Annotated in this window: 15 protein-coding genes; 1 reads left to right on the forward strand and 14 read right to left on the reverse strand. The window is 30.5% G+C overall.

Going from position 1 to position 23,881, the window contains the following annotated elements:
- Positions 1 to 1,138: 1,138 nt before the first annotated feature.
- The 11 genes from KEC93_RS19485 to KEC93_RS19535 all read right to left on the reverse strand — a co-directional run bounded on the left by KEC93_RS19485 (position 1,139) and on the right by KEC93_RS19535 (position 18,584).
- Positions 1,139 to 5,632 (reverse strand): GH32 C-terminal domain-containing protein, encoded by a 4,494-nt coding sequence (locus KEC93_RS19485; RefSeq protein ID WP_077868438.1) that lies wholly within the window; start codon positions 5,630 to 5,632, stop codon positions 1,139 to 1,141.
- A gap of 319 nt (positions 5,633 to 5,951) precedes the next feature.
- Positions 5,952 to 6,773, reverse strand: a complete 822-nt coding sequence (locus KEC93_RS19490) for a PTS system mannose/fructose/sorbose family transporter subunit IID (protein WP_012060033.1) — start codon at positions 6,771 to 6,773, stop codon at positions 5,952 to 5,954.
- A 21-nt stretch (positions 6,774 to 6,794) separates the two neighbouring features.
- On the reverse strand, positions 6,795 to 7,586 hold the full coding sequence (locus tag KEC93_RS19495; protein WP_077869595.1) for a PTS mannose/fructose/sorbose transporter subunit IIC: 792 nt from the start codon (positions 7,584 to 7,586) through the stop codon (positions 6,795 to 6,797).
- Between the two features lie 52 nt (positions 7,587 to 7,638).
- Positions 7,639 to 8,130 (reverse strand): mannose/fructose/sorbose PTS transporter subunit IIB, encoded by a 492-nt coding sequence (locus tag KEC93_RS19500; protein WP_012060035.1) that lies wholly within the window; start codon positions 8,128 to 8,130, stop codon positions 7,639 to 7,641.
- Between the two features lie 169 nt (positions 8,131 to 8,299).
- A complete protein-coding gene (locus tag KEC93_RS19505) occupies positions 8,300 to 8,722 on the reverse strand; it encodes a PTS sugar transporter subunit IIA (protein WP_012060036.1) in 423 nt (140 codons plus the stop codon).
- Positions 8,723 to 9,184: 462 nt separating this feature from the next.
- Positions 9,185 to 11,980 (reverse strand): sigma-54-dependent transcriptional regulator, encoded by a 2,796-nt coding sequence (locus tag KEC93_RS19510; protein WP_077869596.1) that lies wholly within the window; start codon positions 11,978 to 11,980, stop codon positions 9,185 to 9,187.
- Between the two features lie 417 nt (positions 11,981 to 12,397).
- Positions 12,398 to 13,345 carry a carbohydrate kinase family protein gene (locus KEC93_RS19515; protein WP_077869597.1) on the reverse strand — a complete coding sequence of 316 codons (948 nt, stop codon included), beginning with the start codon at positions 13,343 to 13,345 and terminating at the stop codon, positions 12,398 to 12,400.
- A 160-nt stretch (positions 13,346 to 13,505) separates the two neighbouring features.
- Positions 13,506 to 14,993, reverse strand: coding sequence for a glycoside hydrolase family 32 protein (locus KEC93_RS19520; protein WP_077869598.1), 1,488 nt, complete (start codon positions 14,991 to 14,993; stop codon positions 13,506 to 13,508).
- Positions 14,994 to 15,059: 66 nt separating this feature from the next.
- Complete coding sequence (locus KEC93_RS19525) at positions 15,060 to 16,670, reverse strand: ABC transporter substrate-binding protein (protein WP_077869599.1); 1,611 nt, start codon at positions 16,668 to 16,670, stop codon at positions 15,060 to 15,062.
- 35 nt (positions 16,671 to 16,705) lie between these two features.
- Positions 16,706 to 17,608, reverse strand: coding sequence for a carbohydrate ABC transporter permease (locus KEC93_RS19530; RefSeq protein WP_373866473.1), 903 nt, complete (start codon positions 17,606 to 17,608; stop codon positions 16,706 to 16,708).
- Between the two features lies 1 nt (position 17,609).
- Positions 17,610 to 18,584: an ABC transporter permease gene (locus KEC93_RS19535; RefSeq protein WP_207717947.1), complete on the reverse strand. Its 975-nt coding sequence runs from the start codon at positions 18,582 to 18,584 to the stop codon at positions 17,610 to 17,612.
- Between the two features lie 352 nt (positions 18,585 to 18,936).
- Between KEC93_RS19535 and KEC93_RS19540 the strand changes: the two genes are divergently transcribed.
- The gene (locus KEC93_RS19540; protein WP_012060043.1) at positions 18,937 to 20,001 is read left to right on the forward strand and encodes a LacI family DNA-binding transcriptional regulator; all 1,065 of its coding nucleotides are present in this window, start codon (positions 18,937 to 18,939) and stop codon (positions 19,999 to 20,001) included.
- 138 nt (positions 20,002 to 20,139) lie between these two features.
- On the opposite strand, the gene KEC93_RS19545 is transcribed toward KEC93_RS19540, so the two are convergent.
- From KEC93_RS19545 to KEC93_RS19555, 3 genes are read right to left on the reverse strand one after another with little or no spacing between them, the layout of a single operon-like run.
- Positions 20,140 to 21,492: a TolC family protein gene (locus KEC93_RS19545; RefSeq protein WP_012060044.1), complete on the reverse strand. Its 1,353-nt coding sequence runs from the start codon at positions 21,490 to 21,492 to the stop codon at positions 20,140 to 20,142.
- Positions 21,493 to 21,510: 18 nt separating this feature from the next.
- Positions 21,511 to 22,713, reverse strand: a complete 1,203-nt coding sequence (locus tag KEC93_RS19550) for an ABC transporter permease (protein WP_077869600.1) — start codon at positions 22,711 to 22,713, stop codon at positions 21,511 to 21,513.
- Positions 22,688 to 23,878 carry an ABC transporter permease gene (locus KEC93_RS19555; RefSeq protein WP_172462692.1) on the reverse strand — a complete coding sequence of 397 codons (1,191 nt, stop codon included), beginning with the start codon at positions 23,876 to 23,878 and terminating at the stop codon, positions 22,688 to 22,690. Before KEC93_RS19555 ends, KEC93_RS19550 begins: the two co-directional genes overlap by 26 nt.
- Between the last annotated feature and the right edge of the window lie 3 nt (positions 23,879 to 23,881).

A 23,881-nucleotide genomic window follows, 5' to 3' on the forward strand; every position in this document is an offset into this window, starting at 1 on the left:
TTGCTTCGAGTTAATTGTATATTTAAAGTAACTATTTTAAAAACAATATAATGTTGTATCCCTACAAATAAAATTTAAGAGAAAAGTTCTTTTAAATGATATGAAAACGTGTTAATATCTTACTGTTACTCATAATCTATAATATAAATATCGGATAGCATTTTATTAATTGGGATATAGCACAAGTAGTGTTTGACAACTTTGGCTTTAAACCAACATAATATCTGCTACCACCAAATTAAATGCCGGAAGTTTTAATTCTTCCGGCATTTAATTAATTACATATATAAATTTTTTCTGTTCTAATACTATCTAGAACCAAGACGCTTATCTTATTAAAGTAGAAACTTAATCAAAATTTATCGTTGTTAAGTTAAGTTTTTATATCTTAGCCTTAATCAGATACTTGTCTTACTAGAATTTTCAATTTAAATTTATCATAAAAACATATATATAGTTAAAGGAATAAAATCCAGAAAATATCCTTGGAATTTATGATCTTCAAGAATATTTTCTTAAATAGCTATTGGTAAAAATAGTTATTCAACAACCTAGTTAATCATTGCAACGTCTAAATTGGGTTATTAAGTAAACAAATTTTATAAAAAACAAATAAACCTTTCCTTTATGATATAATAATTTCTCTAAAAACAAATACACAACATAAGAAATGACTCAAAATATAGATTTTTGCTGAATATATGGCAACCTCTTCTTCTAAATTAGTAACTATACTAGAAGAATTAAATTAAGTAGAGAGTGCATTACTACTTTGCACTGACGCGACTACTTTTGATGCTTTAAAAAATTATGGAGATGTAGTTGCAATACAAGGCGTTGGATTTTCTGGTCATTTATCTATCCAATATGCTAACAATATAGACTTTAAGACTGTTGCTATTTCAAGGGTAGCAGATAAAATTTAGAGTTATTTAACCTACATCCGCTAACACCTCATTATTTCAGCATACTCTATTATTCTTCACCATATTTATTACAAATGATACCATTTTTCACTTAGATATTAAAATTTCGCAAAAAAAGAATATCACATTTCCATTGCTGAATAATGTGACATTCCAATCTACTAATTATTTTGTTAATTCATATATGATAAACTTCACCACCTTTTACTTTATTAATTTGTTTCTGGGAATACTGCTTTTATAACTCCTGAATCGGCATCATTTGTTGCTATTGCTCCATCAATCTTAAAGTAATCTTTAGGAACACCCATTATTGTATAACCTTCTTTAGGTTTGATTGTTATTGTTGCTGTATATACTTTATTTGCTTCAAATATTGCTGGATTTTCATTCCATTCAATTGTTGCTGTATATTGATCCGTATCATCAATTGTTGATACTGGAGTTTCACCTGTTACTGGTGTTGCAACTGTAATAGCCGCTCCTGTAGTAACTCTTATATCATTTCCTATAGTATCAGATATTGTTGATACTGGTTTTGCAACTGCTGCTCCTGTAGTGACAGCAATGTCGCTTCCTATAACAGTATCTACTGACTTAAATACTGTATTTCTAAATTCGGTATTTGCATTCCAACTCATTAATCCTACATAACCACTTCTTTGAGTGAAATCTGATGTTGACAATAATTCTTGTCCATTTATAAAGTATTTTACTGTTTGACCAACCACATCTACTTTTAAATCATATTTTCCGTCTTCAGTTGGAGTAATATTACCTTCTCCAATCAAACTTCCGCCAAACTCAAATACTTTCCAATGACCATTATTTGTTTGAACATTAAATACAAGGCTTCCATCCTTTGGATTATCTTTACTCTTACTAAATAACACTAAAGATGGCGCGCAATTATCATCTGGATTTAATACTGTAGCCTCTGTTTCTAAATTATAATTAGCATCATTGGTTGCTGAAACCTTAGTGCTTGACATTGCAAATGTATCTCCAGTACTCTTTACCGCATAAGAAGTGTCACCTGTATTTGTAGCTGTCTTAACATACCATTTTCCTGCTCCAGATGTAGTAAAGTTCTTTAGACCTGTTATTAATCCAGGTGTAGCATCTGGATTAATATCATATCCAGATACATTAATTATTACTGGAGAAGCGCTACCACTAACAGGAGTTACTGTTAGTGTTGTTTCTCCTGCTCCCACCACCTTGAATGTAGTTTTCTTGCTATCTGTTCCATTTATAATTTGTACAACATCTTGATTTCCAATCTTATATTTAACATCTTGATTAGCATAAACAGTAAATTCATCACCCATGTTTTGTTCATAATTTGTTTTAACAATACCTAAGCTAGAAGTATCGCTGCCTGCCACTGTAAGTTTTGCATTTGTGAACTTAACATTTCCATTATAAATATTAAATCCAAAGTTTCCTGGCGCAGAGAAATTATAATCTACTTCATCCATTAGCTTATCATTTATATAGTATTGTATATGATTTCCTTTCAACACTGCCTTCATATGATATTTACCATTTACATCTGGTGTTATATTTCCTGAACCATGTTCATTATCTGGAAGGTTTGCTCCTCCTGGGAATTTAAATAATCTCCATGCCCCTTCTCTTGTAAGATTAGCTACAACACTTCCTTCACTTGGCGAATTTTTCACTGCACTGCCTAACACTAGCCCTGCAGTACCTTTTGCAATCTCAACATCTGTCTCAAAAGTATATGTTGCAGTTGAATCATAGTTCTTTTCATCTAACATAGCAAATCCATCACCAGAACCATTAGCAACATAAGCATCACCATCTTTATACCAATCACTTCCAGATGCTTCAACATTGCTTAAACCTGAGAATGTACTTGGTAGACTACGATTTACAACTGATAATGTTGTCGTTTTTTGTAATTTTCCATCTTTAGATGTTGCAATTAAGTTAGTATTTCCTTCACCTAATACTCTAAAGGTTGTTTTTTTATCATCCTGACTTAAAATTGTAACAATGCTAGGGTTTGATATATTCCATGTAACTCCTTGAGTTAATGTACTTGGAAGTACAGAAGTATATATAGTAAATTCATCTCCAACTTCTTTATTTAGGGCTGATTCACTTAATGATAATGCACTTGCATTTTCATTATTCCAAATACCCTTTAATGGATAATAAGTAATATTAGCTTTTGTATTTCCTCCAACTGAATATACCTCAATTCCAGTACTGTTACGATCTGGGAATATTTGTGCTGTACCAGCTACCTCACCATCATTCCCATATACTTCTACAGATGCTGCATCAACAAATATATGCAATTGAATCTTACCATCTGCTGTTTTATTTACCGCACTACTATATGAGTTTGCAAATGCGCTTCCACTAACTGGTGTTTTTCCTGATTTTGAACGATCAATTACTACTTCTCCTGTTTCTACGTCATACTTAACTATTGTTTCTTGATTCACATCTTTTCCAACACGTAGTTTAAATCCACATTCTGTTGTAGTTGCGTCTGGTTCAAATTCTGCTACAATTTCATATTGACTTCCTGATAAATTATTTATATTGATAGCAGCATTATCTGCAGTATTTGAAGAAATTACACCATCGTATGTTGTAGGTGTTTGACGTAATGATTTATATTCCTCAATCGGCTCTTGTATTAAACGAATTCCATCATCCGTTTGAACCAATTTAAGTTCATTTTGTAAAGTATATGATCCATTAAATGTTCCTGTTATTTTCTTAACTTGATTACAGTAATCCCAGTTATTCATCCAATTGATCATTATTCTTCTTCCATCTGGAGTACCATTTTCACCTGTTCCATAATAAGTTTGTGCTGCATATGAATCCTTACTAAAATTCATTTGTATAGCACCTGTTTCCGGAACAAATGTCCACTTTCCATCAACTTGCTTAAAGTCACCAATTCTATAATATCTTCCTGCTTGGTTTAATACCCACTTTTCTTGATCAGTTCCTTCAACTTTCATTTTGAAGAAATCTGGACATTCTGTAGTAATTTCAGGTTGCATAGCTTCTGGCTTCCAATCTATTAAATTATCTGATGAGAAAAATCTTAATGGACCACCAGCAACTACCATAAACCATTTTCCTGCTTCTTCATTATAGAACACTTTAGGATCTCTAAATTCAGCCGGTCTCTTTAATGGATCATCAGTTATTTTTAAAACTGGTTCTCCACCACCATTATATTTAGTCCAAGTTCTTCCATTATCTTTGCTATACGCAATAGATTGTTCTTCTGTATTTGACACTGTGCCATGAGCAACTCCCAGATAATCACATTCTTCATCTGTAAGTTTATTCCCCTCAATATGTTGAGTATATATAGCTACCAAACCACTGCCACCATCAAAGAAGCCTGTGCTATCATTTTTATCAACAACAGCTGAGCCTGAGTAGATATATCTAGATCCTTTCCCCATAACATCATCATCACCTGGCTCTAATGCAATTCCAAGTTCTTTCCAATGAATTAAATCTGTACTAACAGATTGCCCCCAATGCATTGGTCCCCATACTGCATCATCTGGATAATATTGATAGAATAGATGCCATTCACCATTATAGTAAACCATTCCATTCGGATCATTTCCCCATGCCTTAGCAACAGAGAAGTGGTACTGATCACGATAATCTTCTAGATAATTAGTTGAGGTACTTGAATCAACATCTTTATTAAGACTATCATTAAATATAGTCGTAGCCGATGCAAGTGCTGTTACTGCTGAATCTATATCTTTTTGCGTAAAACCTGTATTATCTGAAACTGCTTGTGCTGCATCAATAGCTGCTTTAAATATGGCCTTTGATCCCACTGAATATTGACCTGCATCAGTTCCTTCTACTGCCGCTTCATATTTTGTTTTTGCAATTGTTATTGCATTTATTAGCGCTTCTTTATTAACTTTAGTGCTGCTGCTACCGCTGCTATGGTGAGATTTGCCACTACTTGTAGTACTTGTTGAGTTGCTTTGTTCACTAGTTGTTGTATTTGATTTATTATTATCTGATGTTTTATCGCTGTTACCTTGAGTACTTGTTTCAGCTACTTTAACTCCATTTGAATTAAATGTCTTAGTTGGTACTAAATCTGAACCTATTGCTTCTCCACTCTGTGCAAATGTATGAGTTGTTCCATTTATTGTTATGTCTCCTACCCTCATAGCTCCTGTAGTTTCATCTAAATAATAAGTTTTTCCATCTATTTTTACTACTCCAGTTTGCATTGTTCCTGATGTATCTGCAAAATACCACGTACCATTATCACTAATCCAGCCTGTCTTCATTGCTCCTGATGGCTGCATATAGTACCATGTACCACTATCATTTATCCAGCCTGTTTTCATTGTTCCTGAATTATCTAAATAGTACCATGCACCATTATCGTTAACCCAACCTGTCTTCATTTCTCCTGATGGCTGCATATAGTACCATGTACTACTATCATTTACCCAGCCTGTTTTCATCGTTCCTGAATTATCTAGATAGTACCACGCACCATTATCGTTAACCCAACCTGTCTTCATTTCTCCCGAATCACTTAAATAGTTCCAATTCCCTTCATTTTGTATCCAAGCTGCTGATGCACTTACTGAAGTAAATGTTGCTGTTGTCATAGTTGCAACTGTTATCGCTATTAACTTTAACTTTAATTTTTTCATTTTTTTACCCCTTTTATCATTATTTTTTAGAAGTGTTTATCCTTTGATTCTATAAATATAATTATTTTAGTACTTTTAAATTTGTACTTTCATAAGAATTTACTGTACTATATGAACTCCTCTGCCTTAGGTAACGTTTACTTTACGATTAAATTCACTATATAATCATGAGAATATTGTTTTTAATACAAGTATAGACTACCCTACTAATTTAATTAATGTTAGACCTTTAATTTATAATATTAATTAGGTAATCTATACTGCTATAATAAATTTCAATTTAAAATGGTTTACTTAAAATAAGACTATGAATTAATGTTTATTGTAATATTCCAGACGCAACTCCTAAAATCCCTACTGCAAACAATCCAAAGATTATTAATAATGGATTCACGTTCTTCTTTAATAGATACATACATAAAAATGTTAGTAAAAGTGGAACTAATCCTGGCATTAAGCTGTCTAGTACACTTTGAATAGTTGTAACTACTTCTTTTCCATCAGCTTGTGTATATTTAGAGAGAACAAAAGGTATATTAACAGTTGTCCATTTTGAAACAAGACCACCTATAACAAGTAATCCAAGTACTGAAGCACCTTCTGTAAGATATCTAAGTTTATTTCCTCCCATATCAGCAACTAATTGAGTTCCTTTTTCATATCCATAGAACATTCCATACCAGTTTGTTGCAAGTCTTATTGCATTGAATCCTATGAAGAAAATTAGCGGTCCAATTATACTTCCTGTAAGTGCAAGTCCTGCCCCTAATGCTGCAAGCACAGGTCTTAGTGTTCCCCAGAATATTGGGTCTCCAACTCCGGCAAGTGGTCCCATAAGACCAATCTTAACACCACTTATTGATGCCTCATCTATATCTGCCCCATTTGCCTTTTGTTCTTCCATGGCTGCTGTTATTCCCATAATTGGCGTTGCCATAAATGGTTGTGTATTAAAGAATTCCAAATGTCTTTTAAGTGCTGCACTTAATTCGTCACCTTTATATAATTTCTTCAAAGCTGGAATTAATGTAACACAAAAACCTATTGCTTGCATTCTTTCAAAATTAAATGATCCCAATAAGAAATTTGAACGGATAAACATTTTTACTATATCACTTTTATTTAATTTCTTTTCACTCATTATTTTATCTCCTTTCTGTAATTACATTAGGTCTGAATCATCGATATCATCAATACTTCCAGTTCCAGCTACTGCTACTTTACCTTCATTAGCTATTGATTTTATATGGAATATTGCTGCAATAACACCTACAGCACCAAAACCAATTAAATTGAAGTTTGTAAATGCTGCTAACAAGAATCCGATAAAGAAGAATGGTAGTAATGATTTACTATTCATCATATTCATTACCATTGCATAACCAACAACTACTATAAATCCACCTGACACTTGAAGCCCTCTTGTAATAACTTGTGGTATAGCTGAAAGTGCTGCATTTACAGCATCTGTACCTGCAAGTACACCTACGATTGCAGCTGGAATAGCTACACGTATTGCTTGAAGTGATAAACCTAGAATATGGCACATTTCTATTCCTCTTGTATTACCCTTTTCAGCATATTTGTCAGCTAAATGTTGGAAAAATACTGTTATTGTTCTTACGAAGATAGTAAGAACTTGTCCTGCTGCTGCTATTGGAACCGCAACTGCTATACCTGCTCCAATTGATTGTTTACCGATTATAACAAGTATTGCTGAAATTACACTTGCAAGTGCTGCATCTGGTGCCATAGCTGCACCAACATTCATCCATCCTAATGCTAACATTTCAAGTGTTCCACCTAGTATAATTCCTGTTTTAATATCCCCTAGTACAAGGCCTACTAGTGTACATGCAATTATTGGTCTGTGGAACTGTGCCTCATCAAGTACACTTGCCATACCAGTAATTGCTGCAACTATTACTAATAAAATTAATTGTAAAGTGCTCATTTATAATTCCTCTCTTTCTTTTTTTGATTTATATAAAAAAGTTTTTATATACTTATATAAATTGTAATTCCTTTAATCTGTCCATTAAGTTTATCTTAGTATCTTTTGCTAGTTTCCTTACCTCTAATTCGATACCTTTTTCATTAAGCTTTTTAAACGCCTCAATATCAATATCATTCATGCATAATGCATTTGTAACCTGTTTATCACCAGCCTTATAGCACATTCCTCCAACGTTTACAGATTTAATAGGTACTCCGCCTTCAACCATTCTTAATACATCTGTAGGGTTTGTAAATAAAAATAAAGTTTTAAAGCTGTCAAATTTAGGATTATTATATGCTTCAATTGCCTTTGCTATTGGAAGCACATATGCTTTTATCCCTGGAGGAGCTACTTGAATTACTAATTGTTTTCTTAAGTCATCCGCTGCAACTTCATCACTGCAGGCAAATATTCTGTTACACCCACTCTCCTTAGTCCAAACTGTTGCTACTTGTCCATGTATTAATCTGTCATCTATTCTTACAAAGCTAATTTCCATTTTTTATCTCCTATCTTCTAATTTTTATATTTACTTAAATTGCGCTTATATTGATATAACTTGTTGCATAAATTTTCAATATTATTTTCCAAAGAACTTATGTATTCGTATTCTCACTTAACTTTGCTTATTATAATTATGGAACTAAAAATGCAGTTATCTGAAATACTTATATAATTTCTTCATCTTCATCTATATTGATATTTTTAGTTAAAACCTTTATAGCCTCTTTTCCAGAGTTTTCTGCTACTCTTAACAATTCTGTTATGCTTGAAAAATCTCTACTTCCTAGAACCTCTAAAATCATTGGCAGATTGACACCTGCTACAATTTCCATATTCTCATGTTGCATTGCAATTATACTTGCCGCATTAAATGGACTTCCTCCAAACAGGTCTACCATAAATAGTACTCCGTCTGTTGAATCTAACTCTTTTATAAGAGTGTTATATTTTTCTACAAGTGATTCAATTCCTTCACCTGGTTTAAATGTAACGGCACCAACATTTTCCTGAATTCCAAAAATCATTTCTGCTGACTTAAGAATCTCTTCTGAAAATATACCGTGGGTACCTATAATTACTGAGATCATTACTTTATCATCCTTTCTTGCTACATATATTATTTTTATATTTATATACATAGCAATTCCTATGCCAACTAAGGATGTAAATAAAAAAATCATCAAGAAATAAGGCTATAACTACCTTTTCTGATACTTAACTATTTTTGATTACACTATGAATTTAAGATTTACATACTTCAAATCACATTTAACACAGTTTATTAAATAATTTTGTAGAATTAACACACATATATATAAAAATTAACTGCCACTAACACACGATCCTTTTAGATCCATGTATTAATGGCAGTTAACTTTTATATTTCGTATTTTTAAGTCATAATTTTTTATATATTGCGATTAAGTTTGTAAATCCTAGTTTTAATAGAGCACTCAGCTTAATGGAGTTTTAAGCTTAAAATTATTATCACAACATATATACTAATTTAAATTTAATGTTTTAGTTAAATTCCTACACCAAAACAAGCTTCATCCAATTATATCAGCAATATAATAAATTTCATCATCTGTTAGATTTATTGATAATGCATTTTTGAAAATCAAACTCGCTTCCTTCAATGCTTCTATAGTTTCTTTATGAAAATTTATGTTGTCATCATCATATACTAATCCATTATTCAGTACCATTCTTTCTAATGCGCATGCAACATGAAACATGATTCGTAATTTAACTGGATTTTCAAATTTTACCCTCAATAACCTTTCAGTAATATTCAAAAATTCATCTAATAGGGAATAGATCTTTTGTGGATTAAGAAATGTTATAAATTCAGCAATAGTTTGCGTACAAAGATTTTCAAATATTATTTGCTTATCTCCCGTATTTTTTATAGCTTCTATCTTTTTACCTTGGATAATACTTATTAATATATTCTCCCCTGTTCCATCGATTAATTGTTCTATAGATATAAAGGGAATTCCAAGATTAGGATTTGCAATACCTATAATAGCCAAAATATTATTTTCTTCCTGAATCTTCTTAATTGACTTAGTTAAGTTCTTCAGACCAAGTGAAATAATATTAACATTCTTAACACCTATATTATTTGTAACAGTCTCAACTAATTCCTTAAGCTTTATAGCTGCCCCTTTTCCAGTAGAACATACAGTAATTATAACCTTATTTTTTTCCTTAGTTTCTTGAATTGTCTGCGTGTTAATATTATTAGTGTATCCCCTAAAATCAGTAAGTAAATACGAATATACTGAATTTAAATCAGCGTCACAAACAGAACACTTTCTAACAGCTTCTAGAACTAGTGGAGTTGAAACCATATCAATACTTTTTATGTTTATCCCTGTTTTTTCTGTAATAACATCTGCAAAACTATTTAAAGATCCCATATCTACTAAGAGTAATACGCCTTTTCCCTCATCAACTTGCTTAACTTTTTCTATAACATTCTCCAAAACATCTGATGGTGATCTTTCAAGAGGCATATCAACAGCAAGAATATTGTCAGCTTCAAATAGCTTTTTGGCTACACTAGCCATGCTAGTTGCAATTCCTGCCCCATGTGATGCTACTACAATCCCAACTCTTTCTTGACGAGATGATTCTCGTATTGAATTTAATAATAATGCTAAATATTCAATCTCAACATTAGGTATACTTAGATTAAAGTTCTTCTCAATGAGTGCATGAATTTCTTTAGCAACCTCATATTCTTTACTTTCAATTGATATCGATAAATCAATATTGGACTCATAAGAAACAGTATTCTTCTTAATCCTATTAAATAATGCACTAAAATGAAGACTTGTTGCATAGATAAAACGTTCATTTAATTTTCTATTCAATCTGTTTTCAGCTAGTATTTTTATCTTTTCTGAAAATTCCACAATATTTTTATCAACAATCTTTAATAGGCCTTCCCTCCGGCTTATATCATTGTTGAATCGATCATAGAATTGTTTTAAATGAATGCTAATATCTGTAGTAATAAATGTCTTTATTTCTTCATCATTCATGCCCTCTTCTTGAAGCACAGAAGTTTTACTCTCTATTATTCTATAAATATTAAATGGTGTTTCATAATCATCTGTTTCTAAAAATTTTCTATTTCCATCTGGCTGAATCGTAATATTATTAGGAATCATATTCCATATAGTCGTTTTATCTTTAGTTTGATTTCCAAAAGCTAATATTCCGCTTTTTATGTTTGGAGGTAATGTACTTAAATTTATTTCAATGTCCTTATTTGTGTTAATACAATTAAAAAATCCCTTTGCACAAACCAACTGCATATTAGATTTTAGCTGTCCCACATTTCCATAATTAGTGCTGCCTATGAGAGCTTTAATTGCTTCCGAAGAAATCTTAATAGTTTTGTTCACTCTCTGTGCTTCTTTAGAAAGCAAATATTGTACAAGATCCAATTTTTCATTAATAGGTCTTTCATCAAAAGGTGGAATAGTTATTGTTATAGGGATTCTTCTAATAAAAGTCTTAAGCAGCGTAGAATTTGGATCCTCTGTTGTAGCTCCAATTAATAGCACATTTGCTTTATGCTGTCTATCTGTTTCGCCTAATTTGTTATAGGTTCCCGTATCCATAAAGTAAAATACCATTTCCTGCCCTTCTGGTGGTAATCTATGTATCTCATCTAGAAACAATATTCCTCCATCAGCTTTTTCAACTATTCCTTCCTTTTCTTTTTCAGCTCCCGTAAAAGCTCCTTTGACATGTCCAAATATATGTGATAGAAGAAGTTGAGGATTATTAGAATAGTCAGCACAATTAAATATTATAAATGGTGGATCCTCTTGTGACTGTTTTATATTTTTATAGTATTTATACATCATATTAGCAAATAAACTTTTACCAACACCAGTACTACCAATTATTAGGGTATGTAACCCATTTGGTGGATATAATAAAGCAGCCTTTGCTTGTTCTATTTGATTTTTCAAACTTGTATTAAATCCTATTAACGAGTCGAAAGGTGATTTATCTTCTTTTTCCTCTAACAAATTGATAAAATCATTAATTTCTATACCTTCTTCACATTTATCATTTAAGTTTACATTTAATATTCTAATAAACTGTTCTCTATCAAAATATAGAACAGGTCTATCTTTAATTTTAATTATTTTCTTTTCCCTACAAAGAGTATTAAGCTCTCTAGAAGCATTGCTTCTTAATATTCCCAAGTGTTCAGCAACTTGCTGCGCACTAAATCCCTTAATTTCAAATAATTTTTCTTTAGTAAATTCCCTAGAATTTGATAATATATACTTATAAATTTTATCAATTTGCTTCATGGCATTATCACTTTCCTTTAATCCCTAGTTTTAATTTTTAGTACTTACCATTATATATCCAAAGCTATAAATAACACTTATATTTAAATTTTCAACTAAATACTTACCTAATTTCTTATTTAAAGCAATTATTATGCCAAACAAGAGTGTAAATAAAGCATATTATACTAAATTTACGCTTAAGCAAGCTTCACTTAATAAAAATATTTACTCTTTACACTCTTTTTTTTAATTTACACAATACAGATTTTCATTAACACACTTTTTCTCTTATTTTTTAGTACAATTACATTCTAATATTATTTATTGTATTTTTTCACACTAGTATATATATTACAATTGACCCTCTAAATTTTTACCTAGCTGGGCACTTTGCTTATTAGAAGTTTAAATACAAATTTATTACTGCATTATATATTAAAATAAATTTCTTACTTCACTTAAAATAGGCATTGATGCTATTGCTCCATAATTTGTACATGTAATAGCACCTACTTTATTTGCAAATAAAATTATGTCTTTCCATTCTTCAAATCTTATATTTTGTTTATTTTCAATATCAGATACTTGTTTTAATACGGCTCCAACAAATGCATCTCCAGCACCAGTTGAATCTACTTGCTTAATTTCAATGGATGGAATTATTTCACGCTGTCCATCAACACTTAAGTATGTCCCTTCAGATCCTAGCGTAATAGTTACAACCTTAACTCCTAATTCATGCAATTTATTAACTCCTGCTATTACATCTCTTTCTTTAGTTAATAGAAATAACTCTTCATCACTTAGCTTAGTGAAATCACTTTTTCTTATGAACTCAACACTATCTTCAATAAACATTTCTAATTTATCTGGTGTTATTAATGCATCACGATAATTGGGATCAAAAGATACATATATATTATTCGATTTTGCATATTCTAATAATTTAAAATATGTTTTCTTTAATTCACCCTCTAAAAATCCTGTAGCAGAACCAAAATGAAGGATATCCGAGTTAGTTATTTTTGATAAGTCAATATTATTAAATGAATATTCTCCATCACTGCCTCTTAGAAAATCAAAATTACGCTCACCATTTGCATCTATGCCGACTAGTGCTATTGTTGTCCTACCTTTTTCTACCGCCATTTCTGTATTGATATTTAAATCTTTTAACAATTCTATTAAATGTTTTCCAAAGTAGTCATCACCAACTTGTCCTAAAAAATAAGCATTTCCATCTAATTTAGAGATACATGCTGCAACATTTGCTGGCGCTCCACCTGCTTTTTTCTCAAACCTTTCTCCGTCTTTCAATCCTTTATTATCAACACAAACCATGTCAATTAAAAGCTCTCCTATACAAAAAATGTTTTTACTCATCTTAATCCTCCATCTATATTAGTTTATCTTTATTAAACTATAGCAATTTGCTTTGTAAACTAATATTTGTTGAAAATTTTATACTTATCTATGTATCTAAAAGTGGCTGAATTATAAAGCCTAATTTAGTCGCTTTTTTAAACACATCTAAATATAATCCTTAATTTAAAACAATACTATGCTTTTCAATACTTACTTTTGCTTCACCCTTAGCACAAAACGAAATATCTGTTGCATCTAAGTTAGTATAAAAAGTAGATGTCATTACTTGTTCGCCATCATTTGCAAATATTTCAACAGAGTATTTATCTATAATTAATCTTAGTTTAATCTTTCCATTTTGATTTCTTATATTCATTTCTCTCTTATGTAAGGAATCACAAAGTTTCCCTGAATAACTTCTATCAAATGAAATGATATCTTTTCTTGGATCAAAAGTAACTAATGTTTCATAGTCATTATTTTTAGCAATTTTAATTACAAACTCTTCGCAATTTGAACCATCAATTTCCAGAGTCATATCTAATTCTCTTCCTGATATACCTTCTAACTCCACATTATCTTTAATTAATACATTCTCGTATTTAACAGAATTCTTATAGTAATTTCTAATTTCTCTAATTGGATTTTGGATTAGCTTTCCATCCTTTATTGTTAGTTCTCTAGGAATGCTCATCATTCCGCACCACTTAAAGTCTTTTGGAACAATATTATTTTCCCATGATTGCATCCATCCTATCATAATTCTTCTTCCATCTTCTGCTTCTAGAGTTTGAGGAGCATAAAAATCTAAACCAAAATCTATAGTTCCATAATCTTCTCTATTAAACGTATGCTTTTCCTTATCATATTTTCCAATTAAGTACACCGTATTATGTCCATTATGGAATTTCAGTCCATTCGCCTTTACTTCCATTGGTGAAATAATCATAATATTATTTCCATCAATCTTAAAAAAGTCTGGACATTCCCACATGCTTCCAATCTCATTTTTACTTCTATCTAGAATACAAACAAAGCTCCATTCTTTTAAATCACTTGATTTATATAAAAGAATTTGTCCGCTTCCATCAGCATGCCTGCTAGCTACTACAGCATAAAACCCATCAGCTTCTTTCCATATCTTAGGATCTCTGAAATCTTCTAAATTACTACCTTCTGGTAGAGAATAACTTGTTATCACAGGATTACAATTTAGCTTTTCATAATTTACTCCATCTCCAATTGCAATACATTGAGTTTGTCTAATTATATGAGCCCCATCTTCTTGAACTTTGTCCAACACTCCAGTATACATGAGTATTTGCTTTCCATCTGACTCTACTGCACTTCCTGAAAAACATCCTCCCATATCATATTCCTGATCTGGCGCAAGAGCTGTTGGTAACTGCTCCCACTTTATAAAGTCCTTTGTCTTACTATGCCCCCAATGCATTGGTCCCCATTTAGTATCGTATGGATAATATTGATAAAAAAGATGATACTCCTTTGCAAATTTAGAAAATCCATTTGGATCGTTAATCCACCCGACTGGTGATGATAAATGAAACGATGGCCTCTGTTCTTTTGGCATACTCTTTATAGATTCTTCTTCAAAAACTCTTGCTTTATTTAAAATTTCACTACTATTTCTCACTATATTATTCATAATCATTTCCTTTCAATCATCTTAAATATTATATAAGCGACCATTCAAGCCGCTTATATAAGTTTTTTATTTTGCAAAGTATGAATCTAAATATTTTTGTTTAATTTCTAATATTTTTGATAAACCTTGATTATCCATTTCTTTTAAATAAGAGTCCCATTCTTCATCTATTCCACCATTTAAAATCCATTCAGCTTTCTTACGTTCTGTATATGCCTTTACTGCTGTTTCATATTGAGTAAGTTTTTCTATATCTTCTTGAGACATAAATACAGGTGGATAATTGTAATCAGCTTTCATATCTTTAACATAAGTTTTATGAAGTATATCTAATCTTTCTTGGGCATCATCTGGAGATGTTGTATACTTTCCATAATAACTATCAAGAACTGCTAATGGTCCTGAAACAAATTGATTTGCACGAACTTCCCATGGTGATGCTGCACCTAAAGGTAAATGCTTTAAAGTTTTATTTTCTGTTAATTCAAATACATTTTGATTTTTCTCATCACCGTATGTTCCCCAGTTATCTTGTGCCGATTGAAGAGGTTCATATAACTTATCTATCCATTTTGCTGTTAATTCCAAATTTTTATCTGCTGTTGTTACAACACATCTTCCTAAGTCAAACCCATATCCATTTGATCTAGGAACATTAACATTTCCATTAGGTCCTGCAAGTGCTGGTAATGGAATATAATCTTCTTTATTTGCTGCTACATTAGCTCTATCCCATGTGAAGAACATACCATAACGATCATTCTTTCCTTTTGCAACAAATGTATCCCATTTTTGTGTAAAGGCTTCTTGATCTATAAGACCTTCTTCTTGAAGTTTATGAAGCCACTTGATACCTTCTTTATATCCGTCTTGAGTAGTTGAATACACAACTTTTTTATCATTCGTAACTAAATAGTGATCTGCGTTATCTCCAAATCCGAAAGCTCCAAGTAATATAGCTGGATCTTGGTCACCATTGTTTATAATAAATGACATAGGAATTACATCATTTTTTCCTTCAGGGTGTTTATCTTTAAATGCTTTTAAAACTGTTTCTAATTCATCAGTTGTTTTTGGTACCTGAAGTCCTAATTCATCAAGCCACTTTTTGTTTATCCATGGAATATCTCCAACTGCTTGTATAGCTTCTTTTCCACTTCCTAATTCCTCTATCCATGGGAATGAATAAATATGACCATCAGGTGCAGTAATCATTTTCTTATACTCTGGTTTTTCTTCTAGAACTTTTGATAAATTTGGCATATATTTTGTGATTAAATCTTCAACTGGAATAATAACTCCTTGTTTTGAATAACGAAGTAAATCATTATTGTTCATACCAGCATTAAATACTACATCTGGAAGTGTATCTTTTTTTGATAATGCTAAATTCTTTTTATCAGGAAATTGATCATCTGTATAGCACGTCCAATCTATATGCACATTTGTTTCTTTCTCTAATCTTTGAAAAATAAGTCTTTCATTCGGGTCTTGAGTCGAAATTGATGGCGCACTTGTAAGCATTTTTAAAGTAGCTGTTTCTTTTAATGGAAATGAAACATCCTTTAATGTAGCTGTATCTGTTTTCTTGCTTGAGCTACCACATGCTGTAAATGATAATACTGTTAACATAGCTAAAGAAATACTAACCAACTTTCTAATTTTATTTTTTCTCATATTATTTCCCCATCCTTTTTCTATATATATATTTTTTATCCCTTTACTGATCCTGCCATTATTCCTTTATCAAAATACTTTTGGAAAAATGGATACATAACTAGTAAAGGTAAACTTGAAACAACAATAGTGGAGTATTTTAGTAATTGTGCCATTTTAGCCATTGCTGCTGCACTTTGAACATCTGCAATCATACCAGGTCTTGGTGTATTTTGAATTAAGATTGATCTAATTACTAATTGCAGAGGTTGCAATTTAGTATCATCTAAATAAATCATAGCATCAAAGTAACTATTCCATTGAGCTACAAATTGATATAAAAGTAATACTGCAATAATTGGTTTACATACCGGAATCATTATTTTAAAGAAATGTGTAATATCACTTGCGCCATCTATAGCAGATGCTTCTCTTAACTCTTTTGGTAAGCTTTGAAAATAAGTTCTTGCCAATATAATATTCCATACATTAATTGCGCCTGGAAGTAAAATCGCCCACACTGTGTTAAGAAGCTTTAGATTGTCAACCAAAAGATATGTTGGCATCAACCCTCCGCCAAAAAACATAGTAATAATATATAAAGTAGTAATAAATTTTTTCCCTACAAAATCTGGTCTAGATAATGGGTATGCAGCTAAAAGTGTGGCTCCAACTGAAATTACCGCATAAGCAGTAGAATAGAATACGGAATTCAAAAATCCTCTTAAAAGCATATCGTCTTTAAATACTCTTGTATATCCTTCTATTGACCATTTACTAAAATCAAATGTTATTCCTTGATTGTTTAATGTATTGGGATCCATAAAAGAAGCAACAACTATATATATAAGTGGTATAATAATAGCTAATACAAAAAGTATTACTCCTACATAACCACTTATTACAATACATTTATCAGAAAATGATAATTTTTTGAATTTTTTCATTTTCATATTCATCTTATATTCCTTCTCCCTCGTTTAATTTTTTAACAATTGAATTCACAACTATTAATAAAACTATATTAATAACTGAATTAAACAAACCTACGGCTGTTGAAAAACTATAATCTCCATTTAGAAGACCCATTTTATAAACATAAGTTGGTAAAATTTCTGAAGTTGGTAAATTCAAATCTGTTTGCAAAGCTAATGCTTTTTCAAAACCTACGCTCATAATATTTCCTGCTGATAAAATAAATTGAATAACCATAATTGGTTTAATTGCTGGTAAATCAACATTCAAAATTTGTTGAAAAATATTCGCTCCATCTATAACAGCTGCTTCTGTTAATTCTTGACTTGCATTTGAAAGAGCTGCTGTATAAATAATTGATGCCCAACCAGTTGCCTGCCAAACTGAACTAGCTACATATATAGTCCGAAATGCACTAGGCATTGCCATAAAGTTTGTAGCAGTTCCAAAAAATTGATTAACTGGCCCAATCGGTGATAAGAAAACGATAATCATACCTGAAATTACTATTACAGAAATAAAATTAGGAGCATACAAAATTAATTGAATCTTTTTCTTAATTCCCTCACTCTTTATTCTTGCTAAAAGTAAAGCAAGTATAATCGGTAACGGGAATCCCCACAATATTCCATATAAACTTACCTTTAAAGTATTCATTAACAAAGTCATAAAATCTGGGGAAGATAAAAATCTTTCAAAATGTTTTAATCCTACCCACTGACTATGGAAAACTCCCGAAATAGCACTATAATCTTCAAATGCAATTAGTACTCCTCCCATAGGAATATACTTAAAAATAATTAACAGTATTAGTGGCGGTAGCGTGAAGAACAGATATAATTGATAATTCTTTTTGATATACTTTAACTTACTATGTATTTTAGAGTTCTTTTTATTAATAATAGGATTTCCACCATCTAATCTGTTAAAATTAAATCTTGTACTTTTTACCCCATTCAAACTTATTTCTCCTTTCATTTTATTATTTATTTTTTACATTTGTAACAAAAGCTCAATTTACCTTTACAGATCCACTCTGTTTGCCAAATCTTTTTTGTAAACCTTATCTTTAATTTATAAATAGATATTACCAGATTCTTATTACATTTGTCAATATAAATATTACATTTTATCATCGTTGCATTTTTACATTTGCACACAAAATATATTATATCTCTTTTTATTTGCTAGTATTTATGTATATATAATTATTTTATTTTACATTTGTCACTTCATTTGTTATACTAATGTCAATAACAATACTTAAAATATTGATATAGATTTTATATGACAAAGAAAGGAGCCTTTAATAATGCTAAATAAGAAAATAACGGTTCAAGATATAGCCGATGAATTGGGGATTTCAAGGAATACAGTTTCTAAAGCTTTAAATAATACTGGAACATTAGCAGAAACTACAAAATCTAAAATTATTCAAAAGGCAATTGAAATGGGTTACAAACAATTTGCATATGTAAACAATGTATCATCCATTTCCCCCAATTCATCTTTAAATAAAGAAATTGCACTATTAACAAGCAGTATGCCAAACAGTTCCCATTTTGGATCTCATCTTTTATCAGGTTTTGAAGAAAAGATGAGCACTCTTGGCTATAGATTATCTATGTATGTTGTTCGTGATAATGAATTAAATTCCTCAAGCTTACCATCGAACTTTAAACCTGAGTTGGTTGATGGCATAATATGCATAGAAATGTTTGATAAAAATTATAGTGAGCTTATATGTGGATTAGACATTCCTACACTATTTATCGATTCACCTAGCACCCACAACAGTAAACCTGTAAATGCTGATATTCTTTTAATGGAAAATTTCCATAGTACTTATAATATTATTAAAACCCTAATTAATAATAATAAAACAAATATAGGGTTTGTAGGAGATATATATCATTGTGAGAGTTTTTACGAACGTTGGAAGGGTTATTGCTCTGCTATATTAGATTCAAAACTCTCATTTGATATTAATAATTCTATTATCGAAAATGACAAAGAACCTTATGATGATCCTGAATGGCTTGGAAACAAGATAATGGACCTTTCGGTTCTTCCTCAAGTTCTTGTATGCGCAAACGATTTTATTGCAATTAATGTCATAAGAGCTCTAAAACATAAAAGTATTTCTGTACCTGATGATATTTTAATATGTGGATTTGATGATTCAATGGAATCAAAAATAATTGAACCTCATCTCACTACCGTTAGTATTCCAAGTTATGAAATGGGAGATATTGCCGCAGATTTGTTACTTTCAAGAATAGATAATCCATCTATTCCATTTAGAACAATCCATGTTCGTACTTCACCTAAGTTTAGGGAATCTACTGGAAACTTACTGAATACAATTAACTATTGACCAATTAAAAATACCCTATAAAGATAAACAATTTGATAAAAGTCTATCTTTATAGGGCACTTTGTATGTGTAATAAAATACATAGCATGTCAATTTAACATTCTCTTTAAATAATCCCTAAAAGTAATATTTCAATAACTAATTAGCCCCTAGCACCCAAGGCTCCTGAATAGTGGTCTTTAAATTATTATAAGCATTAATGAGTGTTCTTAGTGATGAATCTAACTGCTCACTTTTTAGAACTAAAGCATTATAATTGTTTTCTGTCATCAGTCCTACCTCTACTTGTGTCTTTGCATATTTAAGTTTTGTGTTAGTTGACTTTATTGTATCATTTAAGTCATTTATTTTATTTTCCAAGTCAAGCAACGTTGAATAAGCTTGCCTTAATCCATTTTTCAGACTCTTTTTTGAATCATCAAGCTTAACTTGTGCTTCCTCCACTCCATACTTACCATCTACATATGCTCCATACTTAGTAAGATCCAGATAATACTTCAATGCATTTTTTTCATAATTTATAAGTTGAAGAGCATAAGAACTAAGTCCAATAGAATAAGCACCCTCGTCTAATTCAACTGCTCCTGTAGCATCATCCTTTTTCATATATGAAGCTGGAGATGGAATTCCACCAGATGGCATGCTTGGAATATCTTTGTTCATAATATCCTTTACGCCATCATCCTTTAAGTCATCTAAATAATCCTTTGTAAGATTAATTAATTTCTGATTATATTTTAAATAAGTTTCAATTTTATCATTTATATATTCATCACTTGAACCATCAATTTTAAATAAATTATATTCTATATTGGGATCTAAAGTATAATTTGATAAATTCAAATTAGTTAAAACTCCTAAATAATCCATGCTGTCATTTAATGAATTTTCTTTTGCAGTTATATCATTTTTTAAAGAATTAATTTCAATCTGCTTATCCGTTAATTGATTTGATGTTGCCATGCCTATTTGCACTTTTGTTTTAATAGTTTCTAAGTCTTTATTTTTTATATCTAAATTTGTCTTAGCTTGACTTATATCTATTTGCTTTATAATAATTGCATTATACTTATTAGTGATGTCGCTAGATATTTGATCTTGCAAAAAATCTTTCGACTGATTTGTTTGTTTTTCTAGAAGCTCAAGCTTATCATATGGAAAATCATATATTTTTTCTCCAAGACTCTCATAAAAGTCATTAGTTTTATCCTGAATATCTTCTTTCTTTCTGTACATAGATATTTGCTGAGACTTTAAATTTAAATCTTCACTATTAGTTATAGCTGCATTTATAACCTGATCTAAAGTAAGAACTGGTTTACCATTAAATGATTGTCCATTTATTATTGAGTCACTTTCATCATTTATTATTTGAGCACTTACTACTTCATTATTTTTTTGATTCTCTATTGCTAAGACTGGATTTATACTTCCACTTACTATACTTAATCCAATTCCAATGGCAACCATCCTTTTTATATTCTTCTTCATTTATTCTTCCCCCTTGTATTAAATATCTATATAAGTTTCTATCGATATTTTTTCTTCTTCTTCCTTTGATATCTTCCTATTTCCATATTTACTCAGTGCAATTCTAGCAAAATATAATACAATTCCTATTAAAAACCATTCTACTGCATACATTATTCCACTTTTTATATATGGTAATATAACATCCCATCCAACTGCTTTTAAGTTTATGAATTTTAATGGAAGTGCTACATTCATAAATGGCCAAATATTTTTAATTATTCTAGGAAGTCCGCTAGGCATTGCATACTCTGGGAATGGAATTCCACTAGCTAAAAAGGTTACTATATTTATCATGGTAAAAAATTGAGTAAAATATATTAAATTATTAAATAACGCTGCAAATAAAACTCCAATAGCTGTAAGATCAATAAGAAATATTGAAGTCAACGTCAAGTATTCTAAGATATTTCCACGAAGAGGCAGATCAAAGTATTTTCCTAAAATGCATAAGGCAATTAAGCTCGAAATTACTGATATGAAAATAATCATTAAAACTCTTGCTAAAAGAATAAGTATGTTTTTCACAGTATCTTTTGATTTAAAATTGATTAAAGTTAACTTTTCTCTACTTTTTATTAAAGCAGGTACTAAAAATGTCACAAGAAAAGTACCTTGCAGTAAATATGGCACAAGAGAGTACATCAAATACCGTATATAGCTAAGCTGTGGTTCATAAAGAACACGCTCACTATATGAAAAAGTCGTAACAGCTTTCTTTGCATTATATGGCATCATATTTTTGCCTTCAAATACTTTAAGTTGAATTCCAGCATTTATAGTTCCTGTGACTCCATTACAATATGCATATAAATTACTTCCAACAACAACGTTTGTTTCATCTATTAATAATGCAATACTAGGAGATTTCTTTTTGACAACATCTTTATTAAAATTTTTAGGAATCACCATTCCCCCACTAACCTTTTTCTCCTTAATTGCCTGTTGCAATTCTTCTTGTGAATCTGCATAATAACTAATATTCACACCTGGACTCTTTTTAAGTTCTTCTATTATAGTTCTGGATAAAGATGAGTTATCCATATCTACTATTCCGAAAGGAATATTTTCAATATAGACTTTACTGAAAATACAAGCCACAAAAATTACTATACTAATGTGAAGTAAACTAAGTGAAATAATACTTTTTTTATCTCTAGCTAGAAACTTCAGAAACCTCATCTTTTTTCCTCCTTCTAATAACTTTATTTAAAATTTTCTCTTTAATATTAGTTCTTTTCTTTAAAATACTTTTAATTAGCAGTATAACTAACATAATAATCCATGTAAAAATCATATATTTTATCAAATAATATAGATTAGGCACTATATCATTAAAATTTAATCCCAAAAGAGATAAGTCTCTCATTGGAATTCCATAATATAAGAAAGGAATGATTTTAGATAATTTTTTAAACACCTCAGGTGCAGCCATTAGTGGAAATGTATACCCTGACAGTAAAACAAAAGATGAAGCCATAAGGCTAGAGCTACTCACTGCTTCTAGTTTATTTTTTATAATTAATCTAAATAAAATCCCTAAATTTATCATAGTAATACTAAAAGTTATAGTTAATGCAATTGCAGCTTTAACTGATCCTCTATAAGGCATTTGAAAATATTTATATTGTATAAACATCAATAGAAAAATTGATATTGACCCTATTAATCCAAAAATGATACTTTTAATTAACAAGAAAAAATAGTTCTCCTTCTCCTTTACTACTAATGCACCAAGTGAAATAATTCCTATCTGGGCAATTCCAATTAACATTCCTTGAAGCAAAAAATTAGCTGTGCTTCTTGCTGAATTCCCTAAAAATATAGAATCGGTTTGTATTGGAATAATATTATTTTTAATTTCCTGAGGCATTATCCCAAGTTTACCTTCCCCAACCTTCATTAAATAACTAACCTTAATAGTACCTAAAATTTCAGCTATTCTAGTCTTACCTGCACTTACTGCTGACATCTGGGAGCCATCATAGCAAATCATAATTTTAGGTGCTTTTCCATCGTTTAAGTCTTTAGAAAAATTTACAGGAATGATAATACCAACCACGACTTTCCCTTCATCCATTAAATTTTTAATATCATTATCATTCTCACTATAATTAACTACATTAAATACTTCATTCGTATTTATTTGAGTAATAAAGTTTTTACTCAAAGTAGAATCATCATGATCAACTATCATTGTAGGAACATTTTCTACTACATGTTCACTATATGTATAACCCAAAGCATAACTAGAAATAGCTGGTATTATCAAAAGTAACATAACAGAAACTATAATTTCTTTAGACTTTATAAATCTTTCTTTAAGCTTCGATACTATTTCCTTCATACC

The organism is Clostridium beijerinckii (assembly GCF_018223745.1).
Lineage (GTDB): Bacteria > Bacillota > Clostridia > Clostridiales > Clostridiaceae > Clostridium > Clostridium beijerinckii.

What these genes read in the sequence shown, in the direction of transcription:
- KEC93_RS19515 (WP_077869597.1), bottom strand. Translation starts at nt 13,345, where the DNA reads ATGAGTAAAAACATTTTTTGTATAGGAGAGCTTTTAATTGACATGGTT.
- KEC93_RS19495 (WP_077869595.1), bottom strand. Translation starts at nt 7,586, where the DNA reads ATGAGCACTTTACAATTAATTTTATTAGTAATAGTTGCAGCAATTACT.
- KEC93_RS19485 (WP_077868438.1), bottom strand. Translation starts at nt 5,632, where the DNA reads ATGAAAAAATTAAAGTTAAAGTTAATAGCGATAACAGTTGCAACTATG.
- KEC93_RS19545 (WP_012060044.1), bottom strand. Translation starts at nt 21,492, where the DNA reads ATGAAGAAGAATATAAAAAGGATGGTTGCCATTGGAATTGGATTAAGT.
- KEC93_RS19490 (WP_012060033.1), bottom strand. Translation starts at nt 6,773, where the DNA reads ATGAGTGAAAAGAAATTAAATAAAAGTGATATAGTAAAAATGTTTATC.
- KEC93_RS19540 (WP_012060043.1), top strand. Translation starts at nt 18,937, where the DNA reads ATGCTAAATAAGAAAATAACGGTTCAAGATATAGCCGATGAATTGGGG.
- KEC93_RS19505 (WP_012060036.1), bottom strand. Translation starts at nt 8,722, where the DNA reads ATGATCTCAGTAATTATAGGTACCCACGGTATATTTTCAGAAGAGATT.
- KEC93_RS19550 (WP_077869600.1), bottom strand. Translation starts at nt 22,713, where the DNA reads ATGAGGTTTCTGAAGTTTCTAGCTAGAGATAAAAAAAGTATTATTTCA.
- KEC93_RS19555 (WP_172462692.1), bottom strand. Translation starts at nt 23,878, where the DNA reads ATGAAGGAAATAGTATCGAAGCTTAAAGAAAGATTTATAAAGTCTAAA.
- KEC93_RS19525 (WP_077869599.1), bottom strand. Translation starts at nt 16,670, where the DNA reads ATGAGAAAAAATAAAATTAGAAAGTTGGTTAGTATTTCTTTAGCTATG.
- KEC93_RS19510 (WP_077869596.1), bottom strand. Translation starts at nt 11,980, where the DNA reads ATGAAGCAAATTGATAAAATTTATAAGTATATATTATCAAATTCTAGG.
- KEC93_RS19530 (WP_373866473.1), bottom strand. Translation starts at nt 17,608, where the DNA reads ATGAATATGAAAATGAAAAAATTCAAAAAATTATCATTTTCTGATAAA.
- KEC93_RS19500 (WP_012060035.1), bottom strand. Translation starts at nt 8,130, where the DNA reads ATGGAAATTAGCTTTGTAAGAATAGATGACAGATTAATACATGGACAA.
- KEC93_RS19520 (WP_077869598.1), bottom strand. Translation starts at nt 14,993, where the DNA reads ATGAATAATATAGTGAGAAATAGTAGTGAAATTTTAAATAAAGCAAGA.